This window comes from Pseudomonas sp. REP124, assembly GCF_020164475.1.
Taxonomy (GTDB): Bacteria; Pseudomonadota; Gammaproteobacteria; order Pseudomonadales; family Pseudomonadaceae; genus Aquipseudomonas.
Window position 1 is genome coordinate 1 of record NZ_JAIQWX010000023.1, and the last position, 16,207, is coordinate 16,207.

General features: G+C 61.4%; 12 protein-coding genes. 11 read left to right on the plus strand and 1 reads right to left on the minus strand.

Annotated features, from left to right (window positions below; genetic code table 11):
- Positions 1-84 precede the first annotated feature (84 nt).
- Positions 85-1,368 carry an NAD(P)/FAD-dependent oxidoreductase gene (locus tag K9857_RS08190; RefSeq protein WP_224534691.1) on the plus strand — a complete coding sequence of 428 codons (1,284 nt, stop codon included), beginning with the start codon at positions 85-87 and terminating at the stop codon, positions 1,366-1,368.
- A gap of 118 nt (positions 1,369-1,486) precedes the next feature.
- Here K9857_RS08190 and K9857_RS08195 read toward each other — a convergent pair whose 3' ends face one another.
- Positions 1,487-2,449: an NAD-dependent epimerase gene (locus K9857_RS08195; RefSeq protein WP_224534694.1), complete on the minus strand. Its 963-nt coding sequence runs from the start codon at positions 2,447-2,449 to the stop codon at positions 1,487-1,489.
- Between the two features lie 799 nt (positions 2,450-3,248).
- On the opposite strand from K9857_RS08195, the gene rfaH reads away from it, so the two are divergent.
- The 10 genes from rfaH to K9857_RS08245 all read left to right on the plus strand — a co-directional run bounded on the left by rfaH (position 3,249) and on the right by K9857_RS08245 (position 16,161).
- A complete protein-coding gene (rfaH, locus tag K9857_RS08200; protein WP_224534696.1) occupies positions 3,249-3,812 on the plus strand; it encodes a transcription/translation regulatory transformer protein RfaH in 564 nt (187 codons plus the stop codon).
- 136 nt (positions 3,813-3,948) lie between these two features.
- Positions 3,949-5,073 carry an outer membrane beta-barrel protein gene (locus K9857_RS08205; protein ID WP_224534699.1) on the plus strand — a complete coding sequence of 375 codons (1,125 nt, stop codon included), beginning with the start codon at positions 3,949-3,951 and terminating at the stop codon, positions 5,071-5,073.
- Between the two features lie 14 nt (positions 5,074-5,087).
- Positions 5,088-5,621, plus strand: a complete 534-nt coding sequence (locus K9857_RS08210) for a polysaccharide biosynthesis/export family protein (RefSeq protein ID WP_224534701.1) — start codon at positions 5,088-5,090, stop codon at positions 5,619-5,621.
- A gap of 2 nt (positions 5,622-5,623) precedes the next feature.
- Positions 5,624-7,936: a GumC family protein gene (locus tag K9857_RS08215; protein ID WP_224534702.1), complete on the plus strand. Its 2,313-nt coding sequence runs from the start codon at positions 5,624-5,626 to the stop codon at positions 7,934-7,936.
- A 270-nt stretch (positions 7,937-8,206) separates the two neighbouring features.
- Positions 8,207-9,598, plus strand: coding sequence for an undecaprenyl-phosphate glucose phosphotransferase (locus K9857_RS08220; RefSeq protein ID WP_224534704.1), 1,392 nt, complete (start codon positions 8,207-8,209; stop codon positions 9,596-9,598).
- A gap of 35 nt (positions 9,599-9,633) precedes the next feature.
- A complete protein-coding gene (locus K9857_RS08225; RefSeq protein WP_224534705.1) occupies positions 9,634-10,965 on the plus strand; it encodes a UDP-glucose dehydrogenase family protein in 1,332 nt (443 codons plus the stop codon).
- A 15-nt stretch (positions 10,966-10,980) separates the two neighbouring features.
- Positions 10,981-12,789: a WecB/TagA/CpsF family glycosyltransferase gene (locus tag K9857_RS08230; RefSeq protein WP_224534708.1), complete on the plus strand. Its 1,809-nt coding sequence runs from the start codon at positions 10,981-10,983 to the stop codon at positions 12,787-12,789.
- Positions 12,786-13,898, plus strand: a complete 1,113-nt coding sequence (locus K9857_RS08235) for a glycosyltransferase (protein WP_224534710.1) — start codon at positions 12,786-12,788, stop codon at positions 13,896-13,898. Before K9857_RS08230 ends, K9857_RS08235 begins: the two co-directional genes overlap by 4 nt.
- Positions 13,895-15,232, plus strand: a complete 1,338-nt coding sequence (locus K9857_RS08240; protein WP_224534712.1) for an O-antigen ligase family protein — start codon at positions 13,895-13,897, stop codon at positions 15,230-15,232. Before K9857_RS08235 ends, K9857_RS08240 begins: the two co-directional genes overlap by 4 nt.
- On the plus strand, positions 15,226-16,161 hold the full coding sequence (locus tag K9857_RS08245) for a glycosyltransferase family 2 protein (protein WP_224534714.1): 936 nt from the start codon (positions 15,226-15,228) through the stop codon (positions 16,159-16,161). The genes K9857_RS08240 and K9857_RS08245 overlap by 7 nt, the downstream gene beginning before the upstream one ends.
- The last annotated feature ends 46 nt before the right edge of the window (positions 16,162-16,207 follow it).

The window sequence follows — 16,207 nt, forward strand, 5'->3', positions numbered from 1 at the left end:
ACTTGACACGACCCCTTCGCGAGCAAGCCCGCTCCCACAGGGATCCTCACCGGTTTCACTACCTCTTTTTGTCTGGATACCGTCATGACTCAACGCACAAACTCTTACTACACCGCCACCCTCAACCAGGACACAGACTACCCCACCCTGCAAGGCCAGCACCGGGTCGACGTGGTGATCATCGGCGGCGGTTTCACCGGCGTCGCCACCGCTGTGGAACTTGCGGAAAAAGGCCTGAAAGTCGCCATCGTCGAAAGCCACAAAATCGGCTGGGGCGCCACCGGGCGCAACGGTGGCCAGGTCACCGGCAGCCTGTCGGGCGATGAAGCGATGCGCAAACAGATGCGTCGCACCCTCGGCGATGAGGTCGATGATTTCATCTGGAATTTGCGCTGGCGCGGGCACCAGATCATCAAGCAGCGGGTGGAAAAATACGGCATCGCCTGCGACCTCAAACACGGGCATCTGCACGCTGCCTACAAGCCGAGCCACATGGACGGTTTGCGCAAGGATTACGACGAGGCGGTGCGCCGTGGAATGGGTGACGAGGTCAGCCTGCTCGACCGCAGCCAGGTGCGCGACCTGCTGCAAAGCGACCTCTATCACGGCGCGATCAAGAACATGCGCAACATGCACCTGCACCCGCTGAACCTGTGCATCGGTGAAGCGCGGGCGGCGGAAAGTCTCGGGGCACTGATTTTCGAGAACAGCGAAGTGCTGGAGATCATCCACGGGTCGACGCCGGGGGTGCGCACCGCTCACGGTCGCATCGATGCCAATCAGGTGCTGCTGGCGGGCGATGTCTATCACAAGCTCGAACCCGGACAGCTCAAGGGCAAGATCTTCCCGGCCATGGGCGGTATCGTCACCACCGCGACGTTGGGGGATCTGGCCAGGGAGATCAACCCGGAAGATCTGGCGGTGTACGACTGTCGTTTCGTGCTCGACTACTACCGTCTGACCGCCGACGGCCGCCTGCTGTTCGGCGGAGGCGCCAACTACAGCGGCAAGGATTCACGCGACATCGCCGCCGAACTGCGACCGTGCATCGAGCGCACTTTCCCGGCGCTCAAGGGCGTGGCGATCGACTACCAGTGGAGTTGCGCGATGGGCATCGTCATCAACCGCATCCCGCAACTGGGCAAGCTGTCGGACAACGTCTGGTACTGCCAGGGCTACTCCGGCCACGGCATCGCCACCACCCACATCATGGGCGAAATCATGGGCCGGGCGATCACCGGGCAGTTGCAGCAGTTCGACACCTTCGCTGCCTGCCAGCACATTCGTGTGCCGATGGGGGATTTGTTGGGTAATCCGATGCTGGCGGCGGGGATGTGGTACTACCAGATGCTCGAGCGCTTGCGCTGAAACCTGCTTTTGTAGGAGCGAGGCTTGCCCGCGAAGGCGTCATCCCGGTCGACATCGATGCAATATGTACCGGCCTCTTCGCGGGCAAGCCTCGCTCCTACAAAGACGCTATCGGGTTTCAACACTGGTAGAAATCCCGATACCACTCAACGAACCGCCCCACTCCCGCCTCGACACTCACCTGCGGTCTGAAGTCGATCCGCTCCTGCAGCGCCCGGGTGTCTGCCCAGGTCTTGAGCACATCACCCGCCTGCATCGGCAGATAATTGCGCTGCGCCTTCACCCCCAGCGCCTTCTCCAGACACTCGACAAAATCCATAAGCGCCACAGGCTCCCCTCGGCCTATGTTGAACAATCGGTTGCAACATTCCTTGGGCGGACGCGTGCGCAAGCGCGCAATGCTTTCAACGATGTCGTCGATGTAAGTGAAGTCCCGCGCCAGCTCGCCCTGGTTGTAGATGTCGATGGGCTGGCCCTTGAGCATCGCGTCGGTGAATTTGAACAGCGCCATGTCCGGCCGGCCCCAGGGTCCGTACACGGTGAAGAAGCGCAGGCCGCTGGCTTTGATGCCGTACAGATGGCAGTAGCTGTGGGCCAAGAGTTCGTTGGCGCGCTTGGTGGCGGCGTACAGGGAAACCGGTTGTTCGACGGGGTCTTCGACGCTGAACGGCAGTTTGCTGTTGGCGCCGTACACCGAACTGCTCGAGGCATAGATCAGATGCTCGGGCCGATGGTGGCGACAGGCTTCGAGCACATTGAGGAAACCCACCAGATTCGACTGCCCGTACACGTCGGGACTGTCCAGCGAATAGCGCACACCGGCCTGGGCTGCCAGATGTACCACTTCGCTGAAGCGCTGCCCGGCGAACAGCGCCATCAGCGCCGGTTTTTCGACGATGTCCATCTGCTCGAAGCGAAAACCCGGTACCGACGCCAGCTCTTCGAGTCGGGCGCGCTTGAGTGCGGGATCGTAGTAGTCGTTGAGGTTGTCGATGCCGACCACTTGATGGCCGTCCTCGCATAGACGTTTGGCTGTATGAAAACCGATGAAACCGGCAGCGCCGGTGACCAGAACGGTCACGAGCCCACCCCCGGCGCACTCGCGACAACGGTGATCCGGATAGGTCGAGCGATGGTCTTCATAGTTTGCTCCGTCGGTCAGCCAAAAACCCTGGATGAGGGGTGTGGCGTTAACTTATAGACCCGTGTATGCAACAGGGCCAGATCCATTTATCCTTTAAGTTAATGACATTGCATGTTAATTACATCGGGATGAATATACAGTGACGACATATTGACGCCACTTGCCTTGTGATACTAAGGGCGCGACTTCAGAACGCTTGAAAAGTTTAATTTATTCGATGAAAAAAATTTCATCCTTCAAAACAATCGCTTGCCAGACAGCAAAAAAACTTCTGGATAAAAGGTATTCATTTTGACAGGCAATGTTTGACAGGTCGCTCTGTCTGGCACATAACTGTGACCGGCCTGGCAAAAACAGGCTCACATCGGAGCACTACTCGGCGTTCGCCGATCCAAGGGAAACACTAATGTAGCTATCGACTTAAGGGCCCGGATACACGGACCGTGCGGTAGCTTTGACCTGGACAAATACGTCGATGAACACTCAAGTTCATTTGCCTGGATATTGGGCGTATCACTCCTGCAAAACGATCGGCATATACTTATCCATCTTGCGACCATAAGCATCCCGATCAAGACCCGAGCGTAAAGTGCTTCATTATTGATACACACTTTCGCCTATAAAAATAATCACGCCGGGTTCTCTGCCTCCACCACTGCCTAGCAAGCCTGAATGCGTCTGTCCGCCCAGAACGGGTAACGGCGCTCAACTTTCGCTAAGTACGGAGTTTGCAAGCATGCTGATTAATAGCACGCTGACTAACAGCACCGATGGCTCTAGTTGGTACCTGCTCCAGTGCAAACCGCGTCAGGACGACCGGGCACAAATCAACCTGTTGCGACAGAACTACGATAGTTTCCGACCGCAACTCACCATCGATCGCCTGGTTCGCGGCAAACCGCAAAAGGTCTGCGAATCGCTGTTTCCAGGCTACCTGTTCATCCGTTTGAGCCAGGATGACAACTGGGCGCCCATCCGTTCCACCCGCGGAGTCAGCCGATTCGTCGAGTTCAATCGGGGCCCTGCCGTAGTCGCCAATGATGTGATCGAACATCTGCGAATGCGCTGCCTGGCAACCGAATCGTGCGATACCACCGAACTTCAACCCGGCCAGACACTGCAAATAACTCGGGGGCCCCTGTCGCCTCTGGAAGGTGTCTTTTTGTCGATGATGGGAGACGAGCGAGTCATGTTGTTACTTCAGTTCCTGAATCGGCAACAGTGCATCACTGTTCCCCTCAGCGATCTGGAACCACAAAATAACAATAAAAATGCCAGCACACTAAGCATGTATCCGTAGGTCACCGAAGGCATCAAAACCCATTCTTATATCCATATAACCAGTCCCCCTCGCAGCGACGGTTATCGCGCCTTGGCACCCCTTTTTCGGGAGCAATGACATGGTCATAAAGCCCTTTAATCACTTCACGCTTATTATGGCCACGCTATACCCGGGATATGCCTGGTGCCTCGATCCTCAGAACATAGACATCTATGGCTTCAACTTCACGCCGATACTGTTCATCTCGGAAAGTTACGACGATAACTTCCGCGAACTTGAGCACAATGTGCAGTCGTCCATGGTCACGCGCATCATGCCCACCTTCGAGCTCAAGGCCGAAGATCGCAACAGCGCCACCCGCCTGATCTGGCAACCGAGCCGCAACATCTACCATGACGAACCGGACGCCTCCTACACCGCCCAGCGCGTGCAACTGGCGAGCATCATGGAGTTCACCGACCGGCACCGCTTGAAACTCGAAGGTGAATGGCGCAAGTACGAGCGCACCACCGACACCGCGGTGGATGGCGTCAACGACAAGATCCAGAACAGTCAGGTCAACGGGCTCTACACCTACGGCGCGCGCAGTGCCGACAACCAGCTGGAGTTCGGCGCCAACTACGCACAGCTGCGCTACGACAATTCCGGGGGGATCAATGACGACAAGGAACGCAACACCACCGCACTGACCAGCACCTGGTACCACCGCATCGGCAGCAACACCCGCGGTTTGCTGGAGTACGACCACAAGATCTTCGACTACGTGCAATCGGGTAACCCGCGCAGCAGCAAGTCCGATGCCCTGCTGGGCGGCGCCGAGTGGGACTTCACCGCCCGCACCAAGGGCAAGGTCCGGGTCGGTTACGAACGCAAGAACTTCGATGACAGCGAATCGAAGGACCTGGACAACCCGACCTGGCAAGTCGATCTGCAATGGAAACCACGCACCTATTCGACCTTCACCTTCCTGGCCCGCCAGGCCATGGCCGAAGGTGACGACGGCTCGGATGCCGTCAAGGCCACCTTCACTCAGCTCGGCTGGCGCCATGGCTGGACCGAGCGCATCACCTCAGTCGCCGAAATCGGTGCAGGACGCAACGTCTACGAGGGTCAGGACCGCACCGACGATCTGCGCGAATACCACCTGGGCGTGATCTACGAGATGCGCCGCTGGATGGACATCGAAGTGGGTTATCGCTACCGCGACAACGACTCCGATGCCGACGACGAAAGCTACAAACGCAACGTGTTCCAGATCAGTTTCAACATCAGTCTCTGAGGAGATTTCCGATCATGAATATGCGCATACCCGGCCTCTTGCTCATGCTGTGCCTGCTCCCTGTTGCCCATGCGGGCGATCCTGGCACCCAGTACAAACTGGCGGCCGGTGACGTGTTGCGCATCACCGTGTTCGGCGAACCGGAGCTGAGTCTCAAACGAATCCGCCTCAACGACGCCGGCACCTTCTCCTACCCCTTCCTGGGGGAAATTTCCGCCAAGGGCCTGACCCCCAATCAGGTCGAAAAGATCATCACCGACGGGCTCAAGCAGGGTTACCTGGTCGATCCCAAAGTCAGCCTCAGCCAGATCGAGTACCGCGCCTTCTATATCAACGGCGAAGTACAGAAACCCGGCAGCTATCCCTTCGTGCCGGGGCTGACCCTGGACAAGGCCATCGCCCTGGGTGGCGGCCTGACCGAACGCGCCTCGATCAAGCGGGTGACGATCGTGCGCGGCGACGGCGGCCAGACCCTGACTGACGACATCACACGCAGCACCGTGATTTCTCCCGGTGACACCATTTCCATTGCACAAGGCTTTTTCTAATCATGGACAACAGCCCTAGCACCTACGTCGAACGTCCGCTTCAGGCGCTTGCCCCCGCGCAGCACCACCTTGAAGAAAAGGACACCATTGATCTGCTCAAACTGTGGAGAGTGATCTGGCGTGCCAAATGGAACATCGGCTGGCTCGTGCTGCTGTGCAGCGCGCTGGCTGTCGCGGTGGTGTCGAGCATCACCCCGCAGTACGTCGGCAGCACCACCCTGCTGATCAAGGACACCGCCCCGCCGCCACTGAATTTCCAGCAGACGGTCGACAAGGGCGGGCCAACGCCCGACTACCTGCAGACCCAACTGGCGCTCCTGCAGTCGCGGGACCTGGCGGAGCGCGCGGTACGAACGCTCAAGCTGACCACCAACCCGCTGACGGACCCGCGACAGCAATCGCAATCCTGGTTCAAGCCGCGCCAGTGGCTGGCGGATCTCAACGCAGGCCAGTGGTTGCCGGGGCTGGGGTTCCTGACGCCGGTGCCGGCCAATCCCAGCGAAGCGGACGTGTTCAATCTGGTCACCCAGGACTTCATGCGCCGCACCAGCGTCAAGTTCGTCGGCAAGAGTCAGTTGATCGAAATCGAAGTGGAACTGCCTGACCCGCAACTGGCAGCGGCCGCCGCCAACGCCCTGGCCCAGGGTTTTCTCGACAGCCAGTTCGACACCAGCCAGAAATCTGCCCAGACCACCACCAGCTGGATGAACACCCGTCTGGTGGAGTTGCGCGACAACCTGCGCAAGGCCGAGGACAAGCTTCAGGCTTACCGTGAAGAACAGGGTCTGGTGGATGTCGACGGGGTCTCGACCATCAGTGCCAACGAACTGCAAATGACCGGCAACCGCATGATCGACGCCCGCCGCGACCGCGCCGAAGCCGAAAGCCAGTACCGTCAGGTCCAGGGCCTGAGCAATGGCGACCTGAGCCGGCTCTCCAGTGTGCCCGCCGTGCTGAGCAACCCGCTGGTGCAACAGTTCCAGGCGGAACTGGCCAAGGCGCAAGCCAAGGTCGAGGAACTGTCGGGACGTTATGGTCCCAAGCACCCTTCGCTGATCTCCGCCCGTTCGGAGCTGCGCACTGCCACTGAGAGCCTGCGCATCCAGGTCCGGCAAGTGATCGCCGGCATCGAGCATCAATACCAGCTGGCGGCGGCCAGCGAAGACGCCTTGCGCAAATCCTTCAACACCAACAAGGCGCAGATCCAGGACATTTCGCGCAAGGAATTCCAGCTGCGCGAATATCAACGGGAAGTCGACACCAGTCGCGCGCTGTATGAAACCGTCATCACCCGGCTCAAGGAAACCGCCGCCACCTCGGACATGGACTCGACCAAGGCACGGATCGTCGACCCCGCCATCGCGCCGACCGAAGCCAGCAAGCCGCGCAAAACCCTGATCGTGGCGATTGTCGCCCTGCTCGCCGCGGTGATCGGCGTGGCCCTGGCCTTCCTGTTCGACGCCCTGAACAACACGTTCAAGACCGACGACACCATCGAAAGCACCCTCAACATTCCGCTGCTCAGCGTGGTACCGCTGGTGGCGAAGAAGAGTCGGCGGCAACTGGCGCGGCTGTTCGACGACAACGACAACCCGCGCTTTTCCGAAACCATCCGCAATCTGCGCACCTGGCTGATGCTGCAGGAAAGCGAAACGCCTTCGCAGGTGGTGCTGGTGACCTCCACCGTCCCCGAGGAAGGCAAGAGCACCATCGCCAACAACCTCGCCAGCTCGCTCACCTCGCTCGAACGGGTGCTGCTGATCGATGCCGACATGCGCCAGCCTACACTCTCGCTGAACTTCGACTTCCCGCCGGAAAGTCCCGGCCTGGCCAACGTGATTGCCGGCACGGCGCGGCTGGAAGACTGCATTCGCTCCGTGGGCAATCTGGACATGCTGACCGCCGGGCATTTCGCCTCGCCTGCGGATGATCTGTTCAGCTCACCGCGCCTGAGATCGCCGCTGGCTCAGAGCGATCCGCTGCGCCAGCCGCCACCGCAGGACCTGCTCAGCTCGCCGCGCCTGGCGCGCATGCTCGAGGTGCTCAAGACCCGCTACCGGCACATCATCATCGACTCGCCACCGGCGGAAATGGTCAGCGATGCGTTGCTGCTGGCCCAGCATTCGGACGCGGTGATCTACGTGGTCAAGGCCGACAGCACGCCGGTGAGCCAGGTACAGAAGCACCTGGCGATGCTTCAGCAAAGCCACGCACCGGTGTTCGGCGTGGTGCTCAACCAGGTCGACCTGCGCAAGGCGCGCAAGTACGGCTACAGCTCGCAGACGTTTAACGATTACGACTTTGCTGCGCGCTGAATCGGGGTCACCCAAGTCAGTTAAGGCAATGGGGACATTGTGGTGAGGGGATTTATCCCCGTTGGGCTGCGAAGCGGCCCCAAAACCTGCCACTGCGGTGTTTCAGAAAAACCGCATAGACAGGATTTACGACTGCTGCGCAGCCGAACGGGGATAAATCCCCTCACCACAGGTAAGTGCCCAACTGCAACACCCGCATGACCTCACTCAACCCGATCCCCGCCGCCAGCCTCGCTGCCGGCGCACGCCCCACTGTTCAGAGATTGAGCCATGACTCCACAAATCACCCATCAAATGGCGAACCGCCGAGGGCTCACCTTCTGGGGGCAGTGGCTGTGCGCGATGGCGCTGGTCGACCTGCTGCTGATGCTGCTGGTGTATTGGCGGGTCGGCAGCCTGACCAGCGAGTACCGCGTGCTGATGACCCTGACCGTGCTGGGGTCGATGCCGATCTACAGTGCGATGCAGGTCTATCACAAACGTCACGGCCTGCTGAACGGCCTGGGGCGCTTGCTCGCCGGCTGGCTGATTCTGCTGGCGGTGCTGATGGCCATCGCCTTCATCACCCAGACCAGCGTGCGGTTCTCCCGGCAGGTGATCATCGTCTGGGCAGTCATGGGGTTCGTGGTGCAGGCCTTGAGTTTCGTGCCGCTGCACTGCCTGGCGCGATTGCATGCGCGCAAGCTGTGCGACCAGCGTCGGTCGATCATCATCGGCACCTGCCCCACCGCCGACGAGTTGGCCAGGAAACTGACCAAGCCGGAACATGCGCGGGTACTGGGATTCATCGCCACTGAAGATCTGCAAGGCCCGGCACCCAGCGTCCTGCCGCTGCTCGGCCGGGTCGCCGAGATCCGCGAGATCATCTCCAACATGGACGTGCGCCGGGTCTACATTGTCCTGCCGATGGCCCAGGCCGACCTCATCGAAGCCCTCTACATCGACCTGCTGGACATGAACGTCGACGTGGTGTGGATCCCGGACCTGGGCAGCATGGTGCTGCTCAACCAGTCGATCTCCGAGATCGAGCGCATGCCGGCGATCTACCTCAACGAAAGCCTGATCAGCTCGCACCCCGGCAGCCTGCTCTGCAAGGACCTGCTCGAACGCAGCCTGGCCGCCATGGCCCTGCTGATTTTGAGCCCACTGCTGATCGGCGTGGCGATTGCGGTCAAGGTCACCTCGAAAGGCCCGGTGCTGTTCAAGCAGAACCGCCACGGCCATGACGGCGAAATCATCCAGGTGTGGAAATTCCGTTCGATGCGCGTGCACGACGATCGAGAGGTGCGCCAGGCCACCCGTGACGATGACCGCGTGACCCCGCTGGGGCGCTTCCTGCGCCGTTCCTCCATCGACGAACTGCCGCAACTCTTCAACGTGCTGTTCGGCCAGATGGCCCTGGTCGGCCCGCGCCCCCATGCCGTCACCCACAACCTCTATTACACCGGCAAGGTCCGCGCCTACATGGCCCGCCACCGGCTCAAGCCCGGCATCACGGGCCTGGCGCAGATCACCGGGCATCGGGGCGAAACCGAGACCGTGGAAAAAATGCAGATGCGCGTCGCCCAGGACCTCAACTACATCAACCAATGGTCGCTGTGGCTGGACATCAAGATCATGGTCAAGACGCCCTTCACCCTGTTTTCCAAAGACATCTACTGACGTGGATCAAGAGCACTTTGCCCGGGGGGTTTCCAATGAATGTAAGCGTATTCGGTATTGGCTATGTCGGTCTGGTGCAGGGGGCGGCGCTGGCGGAAGCCGGCCATAACGTGCTGTGCGTGGATGTCGACGCCGCCAAAGTGCAGGCCCTCAAGGACGGCACGCTGCCGCTATATGAGCCGGGCCTGAGAAGCCTGGTACGGGAGAACTACCAGAGCGGACGCCTGCAATTCGACACCGACCTTGAAGCGGCCGTACACCATGCCCAGTTGCAGTTGATCGCGGTCGGCACGCCGCCGGACGAGGACGGCTCGGCCGACCTGCAATACGTGCTGAGCGTGGCGGACACCATCGCCCGGCACATGCGGGGCCACCAGATCATCGTCGACAAATCCACCGTGCCGGTCGGTACCGCCGACCGGGTGCGCGCGCACGTCAGCCAGGTGCTGGCCGATACCGGGCGCACGGATCTGACCTTCGATGTGGTCTCCAATCCGGAATTTCTCAAGGAAGGCTGCGCGGTCGACGACTGCCTGCGCCCGGACCGCATCATCATCGGCACCGACAGCCCCGAGGCCGAGGCCGTGATGCGCGAGCTGTACGAGCCGTTCAATCGTAACCGGGAAAAAATTGTGGTCATGGATGCGCGCAGCGCCGAACTGACCAAGTACGCCGCCAACTGCATGCTGGCGACCAAGATCAGTTTCATGAACGAGATGGCCAACCTTGCGGAAAAACTCGGTGCCGACATCGAGATGGTACGCCACGGCATCGGCTCCGATCCGCGCATCGGCTACCAGTTCATCTACCCGGGGCTGGGCTATGGCGGCTCGTGCTTTCCCAAGGATGTGCAGGCGCTGATCCGCATCGCCAACGGCGTCGACTATGACGCCCGGGTACTCAAGGCGGTCGAGGCACGCAACAACGAACAGAAAACCACGCTGTTCAGCAAGATCTTCGACCACTTCAACGGCGCACTGCGGGGCAAGACCTTCGCCCTTTGGGGCCTGAGCTTCAAGCCCAATACCGACGACATGCGCGAAGCCCCCAGCCGGGTGCTGATGGAAGCCCTGTGGAAGGCCGGCGCGAGCGTTCAGGCGTTTGATCCCAAGGCCATGGAAGAAGCCCAGCGCATCTACGGTTCGCGCGATGACCTGTTGCTGACCGGCACCAAGGAAGCGGCGCTGAAAAACGCCGACGCGCTGATCATCGCCACCGAATGGCAGTCGTTCCGCGCGCCGGATTTCGACCTGCTGGGCGAACGCCTGGCGCAGCCGGTGATTTTCGACGGGCGCAACCTGTATGACCCCCAGCGCCTGAAACATCGTGGCTTCACCTACTACTCCGTGGGCAGACAGACACTTTGATGAAGGAATCCGGCAATGATCAGGCTCAAACTCGTCGAGCATTTCACCCCCGATCTGCTTAAAAGCAACAAGGCTTTTTCCTTCATCAACTTTGCCTCCATCGGCAGCCTGCTGGATCGCGCTGACGACAGCCGTATCAACTATTTCTGCGATGGCATGCTGCTCTCGACCTTCATGTCGCGCATGACCGGCCAGAGTGTGGAGCGGGTCAGTTTCGACTTCACCTCCATCGCCGATCCCGTGTTGCGCAGCGCCGAACAGAAAGGCCTGCGGGTGTTCTTCGTCGGCGCGCGGCAGGTGGAACTGGACCTGTTCCTGCACAAGATTCGCGGTCGATATCCGCACCTGAGAATCGCCGGCAGTCACAACGGTTACTTCGATGCGGCCCAGGCGCTCGAGATTCAGGCCGACATTCGCGACAACGCCACGGACATCCTGATCACAGGGCTCGGCGCCGGCTTGCAGGAACAGTTCGTCGAACAGGCCCTGAGCCTGGGCTACACCGGCGTCGCCTTCACCTGCGGCGGCTTCATCCGCCAGGAAGCCACCGCCACGCTCAACTACTACCCCGAGATCATCAACCGCCTGCACCTGCGCGCGTTCTACCGCATGTACCGCGAGCCGCACACGATCCGGCGCTACCTGTTCAACTACCCCAGCAACTTTGTCCGGCTGTGGGCGCTGATCGCCCGACGCAAAGTGGCCGTCGACCTGCTGCGCCCCGAAGGCCGGGAAGCGAACATGAAGATCCTGTTCATCCTCAAGGACTTCACGCCCGGCGGTGGCGTCGAAGGCGTGCAGCAGCGGCTGGCCGGGCAATTTCTGCGTGAAGGTCGGCAGGTCGGCTTCTTTGTCATGAACGGTGATACACCGGAGCAGGAAGGCGCGACGTTTTTCCGCGGCGCGGGCGAAGGCCTCACAGGGCTGTTCAAGTCCATCCTCATGCTCCGCCGGATCATTCGCAGCGAAGGCGTGACCCACCTGATCGCCGCCAAGGAGCAGGCCAATATCTGCACCTGGTTTGCGACGCTGAACACTTCCTGCCGGGTGATCTACGCGCGTCACGCCGCCCTCGATTGCGCGGAACAGAAAACCGGGCCCACCAGCCTGCGTCTGCTCTATGCCTTGTACCTGTGCGGCAGCGGCAAGGTGGTCGCTGTCTCCAATGGTCTGCGCCAAGGTCTGGCGGAGCTGATGCCCTGGGGTCGTCAGCGCATCAGCTACTGCCCCAACGCCGTGGTCACCGAATCCATGCTCAGTGCCGCGCAGGCCCCCTTGCCCGAAGGCATACCCGCCAGCTACTGGCTGGGCGTGGGCCGGTTGGTGCAGCCCAAGGGCTTTCATCTGCTGCTCGATGCCTACGCGATGGCGTTGACCGGCACGCAGCCGTTGCCGGATCTGGTGATTGCCGGGGACGGCCCGGAGCGTCAGGCGCTGATCGAACAGGCGCACCGCCTGGGCATTGCCGAACGCGTGTACTTCACCGGTTTCCTGAGCAATCCCTACCCGCTGATCCGCCATGCACGGCTGCTGATCCTCAGCTCCTTCCACGAAGGCTTGCCCACGGTATTGATCGAAGCCCTGGCCCTGGGAACGCCGACCCTGGCCTGCGATTGCGGCCCCGGCCCTCGGGAGTTGCTCGACCATGGCCGGCTCGGGCGCCTGGTGAAGGTCAATGACGTGCCCGCACTCGCCGAAGGCCTGCTGCAAAGCCTGAGCGCCGACCCTGCCGCCCTGCCCACCGGCCGCGTCGCCGAGGAAGCGGTCAAACAGTACGGCAGTCGTCAGGCCGCCGCAGCCTACTACCAGGTATGGAACCAATGAAGAAGCTGCTGATCATCCTGCACGACCTCAGCGCCGGCGGTGCCGAGAAGATGATGGCGCGTCTGGCCGGTGCCCTGGTCGATGCCGGCAACGACGTGACGCTGTTGATGCTCACCGGTGGCGGCGTGAATGCCCGGGGCCTGGACCCGCGCGTCAAGCAGGTCGAGTTGAACAGCGGCCGCAGTGCCAATGCCGTACCTGCCCTGGCGCGCTTTCTTCGACAAAACCGCTTCGATGCGCAACTGGCAGCCCTCACCCACGTCAACGTGATCGCGATTGCCGCCGCCGCGCTGTCCGGCACTTTGTCGCGGCTGCACGTCAGCGAGCGCAACGCCTTCTCCCACGACAAGCACGTCAACCCGTCGCTGCGGGTGCGCCTGGCCTACGAGGTGGCGCCGCTGCTGTACCGGCTGATCCCCAACCCGGTGATCTGCGTGTCGCGAGGGGTGGCCGAGGATCTGGTGGACACCACCATCGCCCGCGATCGGGACGTCACCGTTGCCGACAACCCGGTGCTGGACGATGACTTTCACCACCGCCCGCCCGCCGCTGCGGAGCATCCCTGGTTGCTGGACAAGACCACGCCGGTGGTGGTTGCCGTCGGGCGTCTAGCTGGGCAGAAAGGCTTTGACACCCTGATCGAGGCCTTTGCCCGGCTGCCAAACCGTTCGACACGCCTGATCATCTTCGGTGAAGGCTCGCTCAGGGCGCAGTTGCTCGAACAGGCCCGGGCACTGGCCGTCGAAAACCGGATCGACCTGCCGGGCTACACCGCCGACCCCATGGCCCAGGTCGCGGCGGCGGACTGCTTCGTGCTGTCGTCGCGCTTCGAAGGCAGCCCCAACGCGCTGGTCGAAGCCCTGGCCACGGGCACGCCGGTGGTTGCGACCCGTTGCCCCCACGGCCCGCAGGACATTCTTCAGGATGGCCTCGTCGCGCCGCTGGTGCCGGTAGATGACCCGGCGGCGCTGGCCCTGGCCATCAGTGATCAACTTGGTGCGCCAGTCGACACCCGGCGCCAGATCCGCATCGACGCCGCCGCCCGCTTCATGAATGGCCGGGCGGTGCAGACCTACCTCAGCGCCTTGCTCGGGAGTCCGTCGCCATGAACTCGTTGCCCGTGCGCTACACCACCTTGCGCGATCTGTTCGCGCTGTTCGGCGTGCTGTTTTACATGCAGGTGATCGCCTTCTTCACCAGCCTGGGCAGTGCGTCGAGCCTGGACGATGCCCAGCGCGACTTGGAAGGTAACCTGGTCAATCAGGTCTGCGGTCTGATCACCCTGCTGGTGCCGCTGTTTTTCTTCATCCGCCACAAGGTGTTCCTCAGCAAATGCTTTTACCGGCAGAACGCGTTTTTCCTGCTGTTCTTGTTGTGCATCGCCGCATCGATCAGTTGGTCCCACGACCCGATGCTCAGCCTCAAGCGCTTTGTCGCGTTGATGAGCGTGGTGTTTTTCGGCGGCTACATCGCCTACAACTACAGCATCGAAAAGATCAGTTTCGTGCTCGGCTGCACCATCGGCGCGGCGGCGTTCATCGGGCTGATTTGCGCGCTGATCCTGCCGGACATCGCCTTCATTTCCGGCGGCATTCGCGACGGTGCGTTCAAGGGGATCTTTCCGGAGAAAAACGCCGGGGCGCGGATCAACGCCATCGCCATCGTGTTGCTGCTGCCAATGATCCGCCGGCGCAATCCGTGGGCGATGTTCAGCGCCCTTTGTTCGCTGGTGGCCATCGGGCTCGCGCAGTCCGCCACGGGCCTTGCGCTGATTTGCGCGGGTGCTGCGAGCTACTGGTATTTCCTGACCATGATCCGTCTGCGCATCAACCGTTCGCTGCTGGCGTTTTTTGCTGCGACGGTGCTGTACGGGCTGATCTGCGCGTTTCTCTACGGCAACTACACGATGCTGCTGGAGATGCTCGGGCGTGACCCGACGCTTACCGACCGCATGCAGATCTGGGAGCTGCTGGCGCCCTTCATCGATGCCCAGGCGCTCAGGGGCTATGGCTTCGGTGCCTTCTGGTCAAGCCCCGATGCCGATGCGTTCATCTCGCGCTGGGGCTACATCGGCAATGCCCACAGCGGCTACATGGAAACCCTGCTCAACGGCGGCATGCTGCAGTTGATCGCGCTGGGGCTGATGCTGGCCGAAGCGCTGGTCAAGCAGTACCGCGCGGTGACCGCAGACCAGTCGGCGCAGTACCGGGCCAGCGCGCTGGTGATCATCGGCTTGTTCATCGTCACCAACTACGTGGCCTACGTGATTCCGAACTACCGCTCCGCCGAATTCCTGGTGTTTTGCATCCTGGCCCTGTCCTTCCGCCATCACCACGCGCGTGTCGGCGTTGCCAGTCGGCGGGTTGAGGCCCGTGCAGCGCAACAGAACGTGTTCAACGGCGCGACCGCCCGGGTCGTGCCCAAGGAGAAAAGCCCATGTTGAGTAGCAAGCCTGCGGCTCCCGCTTCGGTGTGCGTGGTCATTCCGATGTACAACGCCGCCCGCACCATCGAAAAGACCCTGGCGTCCCTGACCCAACAGACTCGCCAGCCCGATCGGGTGATCGTGGTCGATGACGGCTCAAGCGACGACTGCGCGCAACGGGTCCGGGACTTTGCCGCGCCTTTCCCGCTGACCCTGTTGCAGCAGGCCAATCAGGGCCCCGGCTGCGCGCGCAACAAGGGCGTGTTTGCCGCCCGGGAAACCTTCATCGCCTTCCTCGATGCCGATGACGAGTGGCATCCGCAGAAGCTTGAAAAGCAGTTGGCGCTCTACGATCGACTGACCGCCGAGGGGCGTTCCGTGGGGCTGATCGACTGCTATCAAAAGAGCGTGTTCAGCGACGGCCACGAGCAGCTGGAAGAACGTCGCAAAAGCGGCAATCACTTCGCCGACTTCATGCGCGAAAACGTGATCAACGGCACCTCCGGCGTGCTGGTGTTGCGCGAAGCGGTCTGCGCCCTGGACGGTTTCGATCAGTCCCTGCGATTTGCCGAGGACCGCCTGCTGTGGACGCGGATCGCCGAGAGCTGGGAGATCCACACCGTGCCGCAGATCCTGCATCGGCGTAACGTCGACAGCGGCAACATCACCGCGCAACCGCAGAAGTACTACCCGTACAAAGTCCGTTTCATCGAGCTGTACCTGGCGCGCTATGGCGAACGCTTGACCCGGCAACAGCGCATTTATTTCGTGCTGGCCAACCACGCCGAATTCCTCAACGCGTTTTCCCGCAGCGGCGATCACGCCCAGGTGATCAAGGTGTTCGGGCAGATGCTCGGCCACTCCTGGCAGACGCTGATTTTATTCAACGGCAAGCCGACCCTGCGCTACCTCTATGCGCGCTTCAGAACGCTGCTCAAGCATTCCTGAAGCGGCGGCTCCTGAAACCGTGCTCCTGAACGTTCCGCCGGGCTCA